This is a genomic window from Blastococcus atacamensis, assembly GCF_002938425.1.
GTDB classification, from domain to species: domain Bacteria; phylum Actinomycetota; class Actinomycetes; order Mycobacteriales; family Geodermatophilaceae; genus Blastococcus; species Blastococcus atacamensis.
On sequence record NZ_POQU01000025.1, the window covers coordinates 1 to 14,018 of the forward strand.

Annotated in this window: 15 protein-coding genes; 10 read left to right on the forward strand and 5 right to left on the reverse strand. The window is 72.9% G+C overall.

Going from position 1 to position 14,018, the window contains the following annotated elements:
- The first annotated feature begins 379 nt into the window (after positions 1-379).
- Positions 380-1,390, forward strand: coding sequence for a S1C family serine protease (locus C5508_RS08330; RefSeq protein ID WP_232797003.1), 1,011 nt, complete (start codon positions 380-382; stop codon positions 1,388-1,390).
- Positions 1,391-1,501: 111 nt separating this feature from the next.
- A complete protein-coding gene (locus C5508_RS08335; protein ID WP_104524482.1) occupies positions 1,502-1,888 on the forward strand; it encodes a twin-arginine translocase TatA/TatE family subunit in 387 nt (128 codons plus the stop codon).
- A gap of 213 nt (positions 1,889-2,101) precedes the next feature.
- On the opposite strand, the gene C5508_RS08340 is transcribed toward C5508_RS08335, so the two are convergent.
- On the reverse strand, positions 2,102-3,253 hold the full coding sequence (locus C5508_RS08340) for an Mrp/NBP35 family ATP-binding protein (RefSeq protein ID WP_104524483.1): 1,152 nt from the start codon (positions 3,251-3,253) through the stop codon (positions 2,102-2,104).
- Between the two features lie 155 nt (positions 3,254-3,408).
- Between C5508_RS08340 and C5508_RS08345 the strand changes: the two genes are divergently transcribed.
- Genes C5508_RS08345 through C5508_RS08355 form a run of 3 tightly spaced genes read left to right on the forward strand, consistent with a single transcriptional unit; the run spans position 3,409 to position 4,980 of the window.
- The gene (locus C5508_RS08345; RefSeq protein ID WP_104524484.1) at positions 3,409-4,098 is read left to right on the forward strand and encodes an AzlC family ABC transporter permease; all 690 of its coding nucleotides are present in this window, start codon (positions 3,409-3,411) and stop codon (positions 4,096-4,098) included.
- On the forward strand, positions 4,095-4,406 hold the full coding sequence (locus tag C5508_RS08350) for an AzlD domain-containing protein (RefSeq protein WP_104524485.1): 312 nt from the start codon (positions 4,095-4,097) through the stop codon (positions 4,404-4,406). The genes C5508_RS08345 and C5508_RS08350 overlap by 4 nt, the downstream gene beginning before the upstream one ends.
- A complete protein-coding gene (locus tag C5508_RS08355) occupies positions 4,390-4,980 on the forward strand; it encodes a hypothetical protein (protein ID WP_104524486.1) in 591 nt (196 codons plus the stop codon). Before C5508_RS08350 ends, C5508_RS08355 begins: the two co-directional genes overlap by 17 nt.
- On the opposite strand, the gene C5508_RS08360 is transcribed toward C5508_RS08355, so the two are convergent.
- Both C5508_RS08360 and C5508_RS08365 read right to left on the reverse strand, forming a co-directional pair.
- Positions 4,973-5,476 (reverse strand): DUF1003 domain-containing protein, encoded by a 504-nt coding sequence (locus C5508_RS08360; RefSeq protein ID WP_104524487.1) that lies wholly within the window; start codon positions 5,474-5,476, stop codon positions 4,973-4,975. The genes C5508_RS08355 and C5508_RS08360 overlap by 8 nt on opposite strands.
- Positions 5,469-6,707, reverse strand: a complete 1,239-nt coding sequence (locus tag C5508_RS08365) for a magnesium transporter MgtE N-terminal domain-containing protein (protein ID WP_104524488.1) — start codon at positions 6,705-6,707, stop codon at positions 5,469-5,471. Before C5508_RS08365 ends, C5508_RS08360 begins: the two co-directional genes overlap by 8 nt.
- Before the next feature lie 102 nt (positions 6,708-6,809).
- Here C5508_RS08365 and C5508_RS08370 point away from each other — a divergent pair, with 102 nt between their 5' ends.
- The 3 genes from C5508_RS08370 to C5508_RS08380 all read left to right on the forward strand — a co-directional run bounded on the left by C5508_RS08370 (position 6,810) and on the right by C5508_RS08380 (position 9,713).
- Positions 6,810-7,679, forward strand: coding sequence for a PhzF family phenazine biosynthesis protein (locus C5508_RS08370; protein ID WP_104524489.1), 870 nt, complete (start codon positions 6,810-6,812; stop codon positions 7,677-7,679).
- Between the two features lie 56 nt (positions 7,680-7,735).
- A complete protein-coding gene (locus tag C5508_RS08375) occupies positions 7,736-8,605 on the forward strand; it encodes a DMT family transporter (RefSeq protein ID WP_332872185.1) in 870 nt (289 codons plus the stop codon).
- A gap of 154 nt (positions 8,606-8,759) precedes the next feature.
- Positions 8,760-9,713: an HpcH/HpaI aldolase/citrate lyase family protein gene (locus C5508_RS08380; protein WP_104524490.1), complete on the forward strand. Its 954-nt coding sequence runs from the start codon at positions 8,760-8,762 to the stop codon at positions 9,711-9,713.
- 97 nt (positions 9,714-9,810) lie between these two features.
- On the opposite strand, the gene C5508_RS08385 is transcribed toward C5508_RS08380, so the two are convergent.
- Positions 9,811-10,455: a dihydrofolate reductase family protein gene (locus C5508_RS08385; RefSeq protein WP_104524491.1), complete on the reverse strand. Its 645-nt coding sequence runs from the start codon at positions 10,453-10,455 to the stop codon at positions 9,811-9,813.
- 67 nt (positions 10,456-10,522) lie between these two features.
- The gene (locus C5508_RS08390; protein ID WP_232797005.1) at positions 10,523-11,677 is read right to left on the reverse strand and encodes an acyl-CoA dehydrogenase family protein; all 1,155 of its coding nucleotides are present in this window, start codon (positions 11,675-11,677) and stop codon (positions 10,523-10,525) included.
- 121 nt (positions 11,678-11,798) lie between these two features.
- Between C5508_RS08390 and C5508_RS08395 the strand changes: the two genes are divergently transcribed.
- On the forward strand, positions 11,799-12,998 hold the full coding sequence (locus tag C5508_RS08395; RefSeq protein ID WP_104524493.1) for an acyl-CoA dehydrogenase family protein: 1,200 nt from the start codon (positions 11,799-11,801) through the stop codon (positions 12,996-12,998).
- Between the two features lie 77 nt (positions 12,999-13,075).
- A complete protein-coding gene (locus tag C5508_RS08400; RefSeq protein ID WP_104524494.1) occupies positions 13,076-14,011 on the forward strand; it encodes an NADP-dependent oxidoreductase in 936 nt (311 codons plus the stop codon).
- The last annotated feature ends 7 nt before the right edge of the window (positions 14,012-14,018 follow it).

Consider the following 14,018-nt stretch of genomic DNA (forward strand, 5'->3'; position numbering starts at 1 on the left):
TATAGATGTTTGTTTTTTTTTTTTTTGATATGGTTACAACCGGACTAATCTGTCTCGTCAACGACGGCAGAGGGTAAGAAGTATCAGAGGCAGCGGCCCGCCCACCCCGGGCCGGGGTGGCCTGCAGGACCCGCCGTCGGGCCGGCCCGGGCGCCGCCGCACGTCCAGCGGCCCCTGGTGGAAGACCGACGCCCGGACCGATCCCTGGCGCGACCCGTCGTCGCCCGCCAGGCTCGGTGCGCCCGCCGTCTACGACGACGAGGACGAGCAGCCCGGACCCGTCGTCGTCGACGCCCAGGGGCGGCGCAAGCTGCGGCTGCGCGACCTCTCCGTCCGGCTGACGACGCTCGCCGTCCTCGCCCTGCTGCTCGTCGGGATCGTGGCCGGTGGGGTCGGCTGGTACCTGACCCGCACCGCCGACGAGAGCCCGCTCTACGCACCGGGCACCACCCTGTCGCAGGTCGATCCGGGGATCACCCGCGAACCGGGCTCGGTCTCCGAGATCGCCGAGGCGGTCATCCCCGCCGTTGTCTCCATCGAGGTGCGGGTCGGGCAGGCCGGCGCCACCGGTTCCGGCGTGGTCATCGACGGCGCGAACGGCTACATCGTCACGAACAACCACGTCATCTCCGGCGCCGACGACGTCGAGGGAGCCGAGATCCGCGCCGTGTTCTCCGACGGCAGCGGGTCGGCCGCGCGCATCGTCGGCCGCGACCCGGCCAGCGACATCGCCGTCATCAAGGTGGAGAAGCCGGGACTGGTCACCGCCTCGCTCGGCCGCTCCGACGACGTCGTCGTCGGCGACCCGGTCGTCGCCATCGGCTCGCCGCTCGGCCTGGCCGGCACCGTCACCAGCGGCATCGTCAGCGCGCTCGACCGCCCCGTGCGGCTCTCCGGCGAGGGCACCGACACCAACGCGGTGATCAGCGCCGTCCAGACCGACGCGCCGATCAACCCGGGCAACTCCGGCGGCGCACTCGTCGACGCCTCCGGGGCCCTCGTCGGCATCAACACCGCGATCGCCTCGACGGGGGCCGGTGGGTCCATCGGCCTGGGCTTCGCCATCCCGATCGACACCGTCAAGCGGATCTCCGAGCAGCTGATCTCGACCGGCTCCGCGGTGCACGCGGCGCTGGGCGTCAACGCGCGGTCGGTCACCGACGGCGCCCGGGACGGTGCGCTGGTGCTGAACGTGGAGCCCGGCAGCGCCGCGGCCCGCGCCGGAATCCGCGAGGAGGACATCATCATCGCCGTCGGCGACACCCCGGTGGGGAGCTCGGAGGAGCTGGTGGTCGCGGTGGACGCCCGCACGCCGGGCGAGGAGGTCACCATCGAGTTCGTCCGCGGCGGGAGCTCCCAGACGGTCCAGGCCACGCTCGATCCCGCTTAGGCCCCGTCCAGGGCCCGGCCCGGCCTGAGCGTGCGAAGGTCGGGGAGGACGGGGTCCTTCTTCTAGGCTGGGAACGGCCGTGCGGTGCGGCCCTCGAGGACAGGAGCGGCGGTGTTCGACTCGATCGGCTGGGGCGAGATCATCGTCCTCGCGCTCGCCGCGCTGTTCATCTTCGGTCCCGACCGGCTGCCGCACCTGGCCAAGGACGCCGCCGCGGGACTGAAGAAGGTGCGAGCGGCCATCACCGGCGTCCGCGAGCAGATGCACGACTCGATGGGTGACGACTTCGCCGAGCTGCGCGACCTGGACCTGCGGAAGTACCACCCCCGCACGTTCATCCGCGAGCAGCTGCTCTCCGACGACGGCCCCACCGTCCACCGCGGCAGCGCCACGGGCTCGGCCGGCCTGTCGGCCACCGCCGGGAACGTGACCGCGCGCGACGCCGCGCGTCCGCGCGACCACAGCACCCCGCCGCCGTTCGACGTCGACGCGACGTGATCTGTCGTCCTCCGGACGACACCGCGGCCACGTGCCGTCCCCCGCTGCGCTGAGCCGCTGCCGTCACTCCTCGGGGAGCCTCCGGCCCCCCGCTCGTCGCGACACAGTGCTGCTCGCCCCGGCTCGGGGAGCCTCCGGCCCCCCGCTCGTCGCGACACAGTGCTGCTCGCCCCGGCTCGGGGAGCCTCCGGCCCCCGCTCGCCGACGCGAAAACTACTTCCTTACGGGAGTGAGGCCCAAGGACATGCCCTGCAGGCCGCGCTGACGGACGGCGAGCCCGTCGGCGATCTTCTCCAGCGCCTTCGCGGCCGGGGTCTCTGGGTCGGCCAGCACGATCGGCGCACCGGCGTCACCGGCTTCCCGCAGCCGCGTGTCCAGCGGGATCTGGCCGAGCAGCGGCACCCGGGCACCCAGGGTGCGGGTGAGCGCCTCGGACACGGCCTCGCCGCCGCCGGAGCCGAAGACCTCCATGTGGGAGCCGTCGGGCAGCTCCAGCCAGCTCATGTTCTCGATGACGCCGACGACCTGCTGGTGGGTCTGGGTCGCGATGGCGCCGGCGCGCTCGGCCACTTCGGCCGCGGCCAGCTGCGGCGTCGTCACGACGAGGATCTCGGCGTTGGGCAGCAGCTGCGCGATGGAGATGGCGACGTCGCCGGTGCCCGGGGGCAGGTCGAGCAGCAGGACGTCCAGGTCGCCCCACCACACGTCGGCCAGGAACTGCTGCAGCGCGCGGTGCAGCATCGGGCCACGCCAGACGACCGGGGTGTTTCCCGGGGTGAACATGCCGATCGAGATGACCTTCACGCCCATCGACTGCGGCGGCATGATCATGTTGTCGACCTGGGTGGGCTTGTCGTCCACGCCGAGCATCCGCGGTACCGAGTGGCCGTAGATGTCGGCGTCCACGACACCCACGGAGAGCCCGCGCTTGGCCAGGGCCGCGGCCAGGTTCACCGTGACGCTGGACTTGCCCACGCCACCCTTGCCCGAGGCGACGGCGTAGACGCGGGTCAGCGAGCCGGGCTGGGCGAACGGGATGACCGGGTCCGCGGCGTCGGTGCCCCGGACGGTCTTGCGGAGCTCCGCGCGCTGCTCGTCGCTCATGACGTCGAGACCGACCTGGACGGTGGTCACACCGGGGACGGCGCCCACCGCCTGGGTGACCCGGTTGGTGATCGTCTCGCGCATCGGGCAGCCGGCGACGGTCAGGTAGACCTCGACGCGCACGGCACCGTCGGCGCCGATCTGGACGTCCTTGACCATGCCCAGCTCGGTGAGCGGACGGTTGATCTCCGGGTCCTGGACGGTGGCCAGTGCGGCGGTGATGGCATCGAGCGCCGGAGAACCGGTCAGCGTGTCGGACATGCGGTGTCTGTCTCCTTCGACGGGGGGACCCGGGCCGGCGCCGCGCACGGCGACCAGCGCACTGAGGTCGTCTGCCACTGTACGGCGGGTCCCCGGCCTCGCCGTCCGCCGGAGGGTGATCTGCCGCGCACGCACGGGGTCCTAGGGTCGGCGGCGTGCCCGCCGACCGTTCCCGCACCGTGCGCGACTCGATCGGGCTCGGACTGGCGGTCGGCCTCTACGGCGTGGCGTTCGGTGCCTCGGCCGACGCCGCTGGCCTGGACGCCTGGCAGGCGATGGTGCTCTCCGTGTTGATGTTCACCGGGGCGTCCCAGTTCGCGCTGGTCGGCGTCCTGGGCGCGGGGGGAAGCCCCGCGGCCGCCGTGGGCAGCGCGCTGCTGCTCGGTACCCGCAACACCGTCTACGGCGTGCGGATGGCGCCGCTGCTGGCCCCGCGCGGACCGCTGCGTCGGGCGGGCGCGGCGCACTGGGTGATCGACGAGACGACGGCGATGGCGGTGGCCGCCCCCGACCGGGAGACGGGGCGGCTGGCGTTCTGGGCGACCGGCGCCAGCATCTACCTGGGCTGGAACGCCATGACGCTGGTCGGGGTGCTCGGCGCCTCAGGGCTGGGCGGCACCGCGGAGGCGGCGCTCGACTCCGTGGTCCCCGCGGCCTTCCTCGCCCTGCTCTGGCCCCGGCTGCGGCGCGGCTTCGCCGAGCACGTCGTGCAACGGAGGGTGGCCCTGGGCGGAGCGGTGGTGGCTCTGGCGCTCACGCCGTTCGTGCCGGCGGGCGTGCAGGTGATCGCCGCGGCAGCGGCGGTCGCCCTGGCCGGGCGTCCGCGGCGGGAGGTGCCGGCGTGAGCGCCGTCTGGATCGCCGTCGTCGTCGCCTCGCTGGGCTGCTACGCGCTGAAGCTGGCCGGCCTCTCGGTCCCCGCGGCATGGGTGGAGCAGCCGTGGGTGGCGCGGATCGTGGACTTCGTGCCGGCCGCCCTGCTCGCCGCGCTGGTCGCCGTCCAGGTCGTCACCAGCGGGAACGAGCTCGTCGTGGACGGCAGGCTGGCCGGGCTCGCCGTCGCGGCGCTGGCGCTGGCGCTGCGGGCCCCGTTCATCGTGGTGCTGGTCCTTGCCGGGGCGGCGGGTGCGCTGGTCCATGTCGTCACCGGCTGAGCGCCGCCGGCTGCCGCTCAGCGCCTTCACCGGTGTGCTGGCCGGGGCAGCGGCGAAGGCGGCTGACGAGTCGGGGTGGCAGTGGGCCGCGGACATCGGCAGCTTCCCGGCCGCCTGGGTGCTGGTCGTCGCGCTGATCGGCCGGTTCGCGCCCTCGCTGCCCGTCGCGGCGGCGCGGGCGGCGGTCCTCTTCGCCTCGATGACGGTGGCCTACTACGCCTGGGCGGCGCTGGTCCTCGGTCTCGGCTGGTCACGCCTGCTGCCGGTCTGGCTCGTCCTGTCGGCGACGGCGGTCGCGGTGGTGGCCATGGGAGCCCGGTGGGCCATGAGCCGGCACGGCCCGCCCCGTGGCGCGGTGTGGGCGCTGGCCGCCGGCATCGTGCTGGCCGGGGGAGCGGTGCCCGACGCCGGCGACCACCCGGTCCAGGCGGTCGCCGACGTCCTCGTGACCGGTGTGCTGGTGCTCGTCCTGCCTCGCTCCACCGCCGCACGGGGATGGGCCTGCCTGTTCCTCGCCCCGGCGACGGTGCTCGCCGGGCTGGGGCTGCGGCTCCTGGCCGCCGTCGTCAGCTGACGGGGTCGCGTCGCCGCTTCTCGCGCCGCTCGTCGCCGTCGTCGCTGCTCATCCGGTTCAGCTCGCCCCGGATGAAGTCACGGGTCGCCAGCTCGCCGATCGCCACGCGCAGGGCAGCCAGCTCGCGGGCCACGTACTCGGTGTCGGCACGCGTCTGGGCGGCGCGCGCCCGGTCCTCCTCGGCCTGCACCCGGTCGCGGTCGGCCTGCCGGTTCTGCGCCAGCAGGATCAGCGGTGCGGCGTACGCGGCCTGGGTGGAGAAGGCCAGGTTGAGCAGGATGAAGGGGTAGGGGTCCCACCGCAGCTTGACGGCGAAGACGTTCAACCCGATCCAGATCAGCACGATGAGCGTCTGGACGGCGAGGAAGCGCCCGGTGCCGAGGAACCGGGCGATGCTCTCGGCGAACTGGCCGACGGCGTCGGGGTTGAACCGCAGGAAACCGAACCGGGAGGAGCTGCCGCGGGGGACGTCGAGGCGCTGCGGGGTGTCAGCCACGGCGCGAGCGCTCCCGCCAGTCGTCGGGCAGCAGGTGGTCCAGGACGTCGTCGACGCTGACCGCGCCCACGAGCCGGCCCTGGTCGTCGACCACCGGCGCCGCGACGAGGTTGTAGGTCGCGAAGTAGTGCGTGACCTCGGCCAGCGGCGCCTCCGGCCGCAGCGGCTCCAGGTCGTCCAGCACCCCGCTCACCAGCGTCGAGGGCGGCTCGCGCAGCAGCCGCTGGATGTGGGCGAGCCCCAGGTAGCGGCCGGTGGGCGTCGCCGACGGCGGGCGGCACACGTACACCTGGCTGGCCAGCGACGGCGTGAGCTCCTCCTGGCGCACCCGGGCCAGCGCCTCGGCGATGGTCGCGTCGGGCGCGAGGATCACCGGCTCGCTGGTCATGATGCCGCCGGCGGTGTCCTCGGAGTACTTGAGCAGCTGGCGCACCGGCTCGGCCTCGTCGGGCTCCATGAGCTCCAGCAGCCGGTTACGGTCGACGTTGGACAGCTCCGACAGCAGGTCGGCGGCGTCGTCGGGGTCCATCTCCTCGAGGACGTCGGCGGCGCGGCTCTCCTCGAGCGTGCCCAGGATGGTGATCTGCTCGGCCTCCGGCAGCTCGCCGAGGACGTCGGCGAGCCGCTCGTCGTCCATGGCCTCGGCGACCTCGTGCCGGCGCTTGATGGGCAGCTCCTGCAGGGCGTGCGCCATGTCCGCGGCGTTGAGCTCGCGGTAGGTGGCGATCAGCGTCTCGGCGCCCTGGCCGGTCTGCGGCAGGGCCAGCCCGGTGACCTCGTCCCAGGCGACCTGGTGCAGCTGCCCACGGCGGCCGATGCGGCCCGGCTCCTGCACGGCCAGCCGGGAGAGCACCCAGTCGCCGGTCCGGGTCTGCTCCATGCCGGCGTCGACGACGTGCGCGGGGCGGCCGGACTCGGTGATCGTGACCTGCCGGTCGAGCAGCTCGCCGAGCACCAGCGTCTCGCCGGCGCGCTGCTCGAACCGCTTGAGGTTCAGGGTGCCCGACGCCAGCATCACGGCGCCCGGGTCGATGGCGGTCACCCGGCCCATGGGCACGAAGATCCGGCGGCGCGCCACGACCTCCACCACCACGCCGAGGACGCGGGGCGCGGCGGAGCCGACGCGCAGCGCGATGACGATGTCGCGCACCTTGCCGACGCGGTCGCCGTTCGGGTCGAAGACGGTCAGGCCCGCCAGTCGGGACACATAGGCCCTGGTCACGGTGCTCACGGACCCTCCTCGCCGGCGCTCGTCGGCCCCTCGATCGGGGTGCGGTGTGCTCCGGTGACCTCGCACGCGGGGGCACCGGGCGCTGAGGTTACCGTCGCACCCGTGGCCGCCCGGGAAACGCTGGACTACGAGATCGTGGACGTGTTCGCCCCGCGGGCGTTCGCCGGCAATCCGCTCGCCGTCGTGTTCGGCGCCGACGACCTGAGCACCGAGCAGTGCCAGGCGCTGGCGAACGAGTTCCACCTGTCGGAGACGTCGTTCCTCTGCGCGCCGACCGAGCCCGGCGCCGACTATCGGGTGCGGATCTTCACGACCGCCACCGAGCTGCCGTTCGCCGGGCACCCGAGCGTCGGCGCCGCCCACACGTTGGTGCGCACCGGCCGGCTGGCCGCCGGCACGCTGCGCCAGGAGTGCGGCGCCGGCGTCCTCGACGTCGCCGTGGACGGCGACGGCGCGACGCTGACCGGCGGCCGGCCGACGCTGGCGGACGGCCCGGCCGCCGAGGAGCTGGCCCGTGCGTTGGGTCTGACCGCGGAGGACACCACGGGGGTGCCGGTCGCGCTCGCCGGCTGCGGCCTGCCGTTCTCCTACCTGTCCGTCGCCCGGGACGCGGTCGACCGCGCGGTGCCGGACAGGGCCGCGCTGGGGTCCCTCGGCGTGGGTGAGGGCGTGTCGGTGCTGTCCTGGGACGCCGCGAGCTCCACCGCCTACGCCCGCGTCTTCGCCCAGGAGGACGCCTGGGAGGACCCGGCCACCGGCTCGGCGGCCCTCGGTGCCGGGGTCTGGCTCGTGGAGAGCGGTCTGCTGACCGGCGAGGGGACGTCGTCCTACACGATCCGGCAGGGCGAGGCGATGGGCCGCCCGTCGGTGCTGGAGTGCACCGTCACGGCTGCCGGGGGCGTCGCCGTCGCGGCCACCGTCCGCGGGACGGTCGTCCCGGTGGCGAGCGGTCGCATCCGGGTGCCCTCCTGAGCGCGCCCGCGCCTGCTGCCGCGGCGTGGGCGCTGCACCGGCCGGGCCCCCGGGACGTGGGGCTGCTGTGCCTCGCGGTCGTGGGGGTCTCGCTCTCCGCGCCCCTGACCGCGATGGTCACCGCGCCGATGCTCGGGCTGGCCTTCTGGCGCAACGCCGCCGGTGCCGCCGCGCTCCTGCCGGTGCTCCTGAGCCGCGAGCGGTCGACGCTCACCGGCCTGCGCCCGCGGGACCTCACCAGCTCCGTCGCCGCCGGGTTGTTCCTCGCCGCGCACTTCGCCGCGTGGTTGCCGAGCCTGTCCATGACGACGGTGGCGGCGTCGATCGCGCTGGTGACCACCACACCCATCTGGACGGCGCTGGCTGCCCGCATCTCCGGTGTCCAGCTCCCGGCCGCGGTGTGGTGGGGGCTGCTCCTGGCCTTCGCCGGCGTCGTCCTGATCGTCGGCGTGGACGTCACGGTGAGCACCGAGGCCCTGGTCGGTGACGGCCTGGCGCTCCTCGGGGCGATCTGCGCCGGCGGGTACGTGCTGGCCGGGGCGCGGGCCCGGAAGCGGTTGGCGACCTCGGCGTACGCGGTGGTCTGCTACTCGGTGTGCGCGGCGGTCATCGCCGTCTCCGCACTGGTGGTCGACGTGCCGCTGGCCGGCTTCGAGGCGCGGGACTGGTGGCTGATCGCCGGGATCACCGTCGCCGCGCAGCTGTTCGGACACACGCTGCTGAACCTGGTGCTCTCCTCGGTGGGTCCGACGGTGGTCAGCCTCGCCGTCCTGCTCGAGGTGCCCGGGGCGCTCCTGTTCGCCCTCGTCCTGCTGGGCCAGGTGCCGCCGCTGCTGGCGCTGCCCGGGGTGGTGCTGGTCGTGGCGGGGGTGGCCCTGGTCGTGCGCGCCGGCCGCCCCTCGACGCTGGTCGAACCCGGCACCTGAGCGCCGAGTGCGCAGGTCCGGTCGCCCCATCCGGCGAGTCGGCGCGTGTCCTCGACCACAACTGCGCAGTCGGCAGGTGCTCGCGATCAGCGGCGCGGGAGGGGCCTGGCTACTCTCCGGTAGCTGACCGACCCACTGACCCAGCGGAGGCACCGTGGCCGAGCTCCGATCCCGTCGTTCCAACCTCGCCGTTCCGGGCAGCAACCCCCGGTTCCTGGAGAAGGCCAAGGGCCTGCCGGCCGACCAGGTCTTCCTCGACCTCGAGGACGCGTGCGCGCCGCTGGCCAAGCCCGGCGCCCGGAAGAACATCGTCGCGGCGCTGAACGAGGGCGGCTGGGGCGAGAAGATCCGCACCGTCCGCGTCAACGACTGGACGACGGAGTGGACGTTCCAGGACGTGCTGGAGGTCGTCGGCGGCGCCGGCGCGAACCTCGACTGCATCATGCTGCCGAAGGTCCAGGACGCCGCCCAGGTCAAGGCGCTGGATCTGCTGCTGACCCAGATCGAGAAGGCCAACGGCCTGGAGATCGGCCGGATCGGCATCGAGGCGCAGATCGAGACGGCGCAGGGCCTGATCAACGTCAACGACATCGCGTTCGCCAGCGACCGCATCGAGACGATCATCTTCGGCCCGGCCGACTTCATGGCCAGCATCAACATGAAGTCGCTGGTCGTCGGCGCCCTGCACCCGGACTACCCGGGCGACCCGTTCCACTACATCCTCATGCAGATCCTCATGGCCGCCCGCGCCCGCGGCGTCCAGGCGATCGACGGTCCCTTCCTGCAGGTGCGCGACGTGCCCGCGTTCGAGGAGGTCGCCAAGCGCTCGGCGATGCTCGGCTTCGACGGCAAGTGGGTGCTGCACCCCGGCCAGATCGACGCGGCGAACGAGATCTACGCGCCGTCGCAGGAGGACTACGACCACGCCGAGCTGATCCTCGACGCCTACGACTGGGCGACGTCGGAGGCCGGTGGCAAGAAGGGCTCGGCGATGCTGGGCGACGAGATGATCGACGAGGCCAGCCGCAAGATGGCCCTGGTCATCGCGGGCAAGGGCCGCGCCGCGGGCATGACCCGCACGTCGTCCTTCACGCCGCCGGAAGGCTGATCCGCACTCAGGCATGGGAACCGTTACCTGCGTCTCGAGCCGCAGAACGCAGGTAACGGTTCCCCTGCCTGGCGGGGGCGGTGGCACGCCGCGCTGATCACTTCCGCCAGAACACGTGGTCGGTGACGCCGCTCGGACTGGGGACGACGTCGCGGTGGAAGCGGTCGAGCAGTTCGTCGGGGGAGTGCCACAGCCGTGCCCCGGCGCCGATCTCCAGCGGCGCGACGACCACGTGCAGCGTGTCGACGAGGTCGGCGTCGAGGAACTGCCGAATCGTCGTGGCCCCGCCGCCGAGCCGGACGTCCTTGCCCTCGGCGGCGTCGCAAGCCTGGCGCAGGACCGCGGTCGGCTCTCCGTCCACGAAGTGGAAGGTGGTGTCCGACAGCGAGAACGACGGCCGCGCGTGGTGGGTGAGCACGAACACGGGCGTGTGGAACGGCGGCTCGTCGCCCCACCAGCGCTCCCAGTCGTGGTCCGTCCACGGGCCGCGCTGGGGGCCGAACTTGTTGCGGCCCATGATCTCCGCGCCGATGTTGTTGCCGAAGTCGCGCACCAGGTGGTCGTCGAGACCCCGGGTGCCTCCGGGCTCGGCACGGTCGGGAAGGCTCGCGGTGGCGAGCAGCCAGGCCATCAGCCGGCCGGGATCGGCAGTGCCGAACGGCCGTTCCGGGCTCTGGTGCTCGCCGGCACCGAAACCGTCGCTCGAGACGGTGAAGTTCTGAACTCTGGGCAGCTGGCTCACCGGGCACACCTCCGTGGTCGTCGACGGGTTGGACCGCGGGGGCGAGCGGAACTCGTCGCCGGTGAGGTCAGGCCGTCCCGCCGCGCTCCACCAGCTGGCGGGCGATGACGGTGCGCTGGATCTCGTTGGTGCCCTCACCGATGATCATCAACGGCGCGTCGCGGAAGTAGCGCTCGACGTCGAACTCCGTCGAGTAGCCGTAGCCGCCGTGGATGCGCACCGCGTTCAGCGCCACCTGCATCGCCGTCTCGGACGCGAACAGCTTCGCCATCCCGGCCTCCATATCGCACCGCTGGCCGGTCTCGGCGCGCTCGGCGGCGTACAGGACGAGCTGCCGGGCGGCGGTGAGCGAGGTGGCCATGTCCGCGAGGTAGTTGCCGATGGACTGGTGCTGCCAGATCGGTCTGCCGAAGCTCTCCCGCTCCTGGGCGTACCGGAGGGCGTCGTCGAACGCGGCCTGGCCGACGCCCAGGGCGCGGGCGGCCACCTGGATCCGGCCGGTCTCCAGTCCCTTCATCATCTGGGCGAAGCCCCGGCCCTCGACCCCGCCCAGCAGTGCGGACGCCGGCACGCGGTGGTCGGTGAAGACCAGCTCGCAGCTCTCCACGCCCTTGTAGCCCAGCTTGGGCAGGTCGCGGGAGACGGTGAGCCCCGGCCCGTGCTCCACCAGCAGGATCGACATGCCCGCGGAGCGCGGTTCCGCCGTCGGATCGGTCTTGCACAGCAGCGCGATGAGGGTCGACCGCCGGGAGTTGGTGATCCAGGTCTTGGCCCCGTCCACCAGGTACCCGTCGCCGTCCCGACGGGCGGTGGTGGTCATCGCCTGCAGGTCCGATCCGCCGCCGGGCTCGGTCAGCGCCATGGTGGCGCGCACCTCGCCGGTGGCCATGCGGGGCAGCCAGCGGTCCTTCTGCTCCTGGGTGCCGTGGGCGACCAGCAGCTTGGCGACGACGGTGTGCCCACCCATCGCCCCGGCCAGGGACATCCAGCCCCGGGCCAGCTCGGCGGTGACCAGGGCGTAGCAGGGCATCGACACCGGCGCCTCGCCCCACGGCTCGGGCACGGCCAGGCCGAAGACGCCCAGTTCCTTCATCCGCTCGATCAGCGCCTCGGGGTAGACGTCGGCGTGCTCGAGCTCCCGCACGACGGGCCGTACGTCCCGGTCGACGAAGTCGCGGACCGCCGCGACGATCGCCTGCTCCTCGGTGCTGAGCGTGGTCACTGCGGGCTCCTCTCCCGGGGCAGCCGGGGTCGGTGGGCGTGAGCAGGCACACGCCGGGCTGCGCGCGACCGTGGCCCATACTGCCCGGTAACAACGGACACCGGAGTCCCGGAGGAGACCGATGACGCGCCTGGCGCAGACCGCTGATCTGACCGACATCCAGCAGGAGATCCTGTCGACGGTCAGGAGCTTCGTCGACCGCGAGATCATCCCGCACGCCCAGGAGCTCGAGCACGGCGACATCTACCCGCAGGAGATCGTCGACGGGCTCAAGGAGCTCGGCATCTTCGGGCTGATGATCCCCGAGGAGTACGGCGGCCTCGGTGAGTCGCTGCTGACCTACGCGCTGGTGGTCGAGGAGATCGCCCGCGGCTGGATGAGCGTCTCCGGCGTCATCAACACCCACTTCATCGTGGCCTACCTGCTGCGCCAGCACGGCACGCAGGAGCAGAAGGAGTACTACCTCCCGCGCATGGCCACCGGCGAGGTGCGCGGTGCCTTCTCGATGTCCGAGCCGGGTCTGGGTTCCGACGTCGCCGCGATCCGCACCAAGGCGACGAAGAACGCCGACGGCGGCTACACGATCAACGGCCAGAAGATGTGGCTGACCAACGGCGGCAGCTCCACCCTGGTCGCCGCGCTCGTGCGCACCGACGAGGGCGCCGAGAAGGCCCACGAGAACCTGACGACCTTCCTCGTCGAGAAGCCGGCCGGCTTCGGCGAGGTGAAGCCGGGGATCACCATCCCCGGCAAGCTCGCCAAGATGGGCTACAAGGGCGTCGACACCACCGAGCTGGTGTTCGACGGCTACCAGGCCGAGGACACCGACATCCTCGGGGGCGTCCCGGGCAAGGGCTTCGCGCACATGATGGACGGCGTCGAGGTCGGCCGGGTCAACGTGGCGGCCCGCGCCTGCGGCATCTCCATCCGGGCCTTCGAGCTCGCCATCGCCTACGCCCAGCAGCGGGAGACCTTCGGCAAGCCGATCGCCCAGCACCAGGCGATCGCCTTCCAGCTGGCCGAGATGGCGATCAAGGTCGAAGCCGCGCACCTGATGATGGTCAACGCCGCTCGCCTCAAGGACGCCGGCAAGCGCAGCGACGTCGAGTCGGGCATGGCCAAGACCCTGGCCAGCGAGTACTGCGCCGAGGTGACCACGCAGTCGTTCCGCATCCACGGCGGCTACGGCTACTCCAAGGAGTACGAGATCGAGCGCCTCATGCGCGAGGCGCCGTTCCTGCTCATCGGCGAGGGCACCAGCGAGATCCAGAAGACGATCATCAGCCGGGGTCTGCTGAAGACCTACAGGCTGAAGGGCTGAGAGGCGTCGGCGACCCGGGACCACTCCGGTCCCAGGCCGCCCGCCTTTCCGCCTCCGGTGCGGTGTAGGCAGGACGCATGCGCGCAGCCGGAGTGACCGAGTTCGGCGGGCCGGAGGCCCTGCACATCGTCGACGTGGACCCCGAGCCGCTCGGGCCGGGCCAGGTGCGGCTCCGGGTGCAGGCGGCTGCGGTCAGCCCGACCGACACCCACGCCCGCTCCGGCGCCTACGCCGAGCGCGATCCGGTGAAGACGCCGCCGTGGGTGCCGGGCATGGACGTCGCCGGAGTGGTGACGGAGCTGGGGGAGGGGGTCGACCACCTCGCCGTCGGCGACCTCGCCATGGGCATCGTCGTCCCATTCGGCCCGTACGGCGCCTACCGGGAGGACAAGGTGCTGTCGGCGAACTCGGTGGTGCGGGCGCCGGCCGGCACCACCGCCGTCGAGGCGTCGACGCTGCCCATGAACGGGCTCACCGCCCGGTTGTCCCTCGACCTCATGGGCCTGCGGCCGGGCCAGGTGCTGGCCGTGACCGGCGCGGCCGGTGCGTACGGCGGATACGTGGTCCAGCTGGCCAAGGCCGACGGGCTCACGGTGATCGCCGACGCCTCCGAGGCCGACGAGGAGCTGGTGCGCGGGCTCGGCGCCGACGTCGTCGTCCGGCGGGGGGACGACGTCGCCGACCGGATCCGCCAGCACGTCCCCGAGGGCGTGGACGGGCTGGCCGACGGTTCCGTGCAGGACGAGCTGGTGCTGCCGGCCGTACGCGACGGGGGAGCGGTGGCGACCGTCCGCGGCTACCGGGGCAACGGGCAGCGGAACCTGCGCTTCTTCCCGACGCTGGTGCGGAAGGTGGCGGAGGACCGGGCCGCCCTGGATCGGCTCCGCCAGCAGGTGGAGGACGGCGTGCTGACGCTCCGGGTGGCGCGGACGTTCCCCGCCGAGCAGGCCGCCGACGCGCACCGCATGCTCGAGGCCGGCGGGGTGCGGGGACGGCTGGTCCTCATCTTCTGAGTCGTCC

Coding starts and splice junctions, on each gene's coding strand:
- C5508_RS08400 (WP_104524494.1), top strand. CDS start 13,076: ATGCGCGCAGCCGGAGTGACCGAGTTCGGCGGGCCGGAGGCCCTGCAC.
- C5508_RS08355 (WP_104524486.1), top strand. CDS start 4,390: ATGTCGTCACCGGCTGAGCGCCGCCGGCTGCCGCTCAGCGCCTTCACC.
- C5508_RS08340 (WP_104524483.1), bottom strand. CDS start 3,253: ATGTCCGACACGCTGACCGGTTCTCCGGCGCTCGATGCCATCACCGCC.
- C5508_RS08395 (WP_104524493.1), top strand. CDS start 11,799: ATGACGCGCCTGGCGCAGACCGCTGATCTGACCGACATCCAGCAGGAG.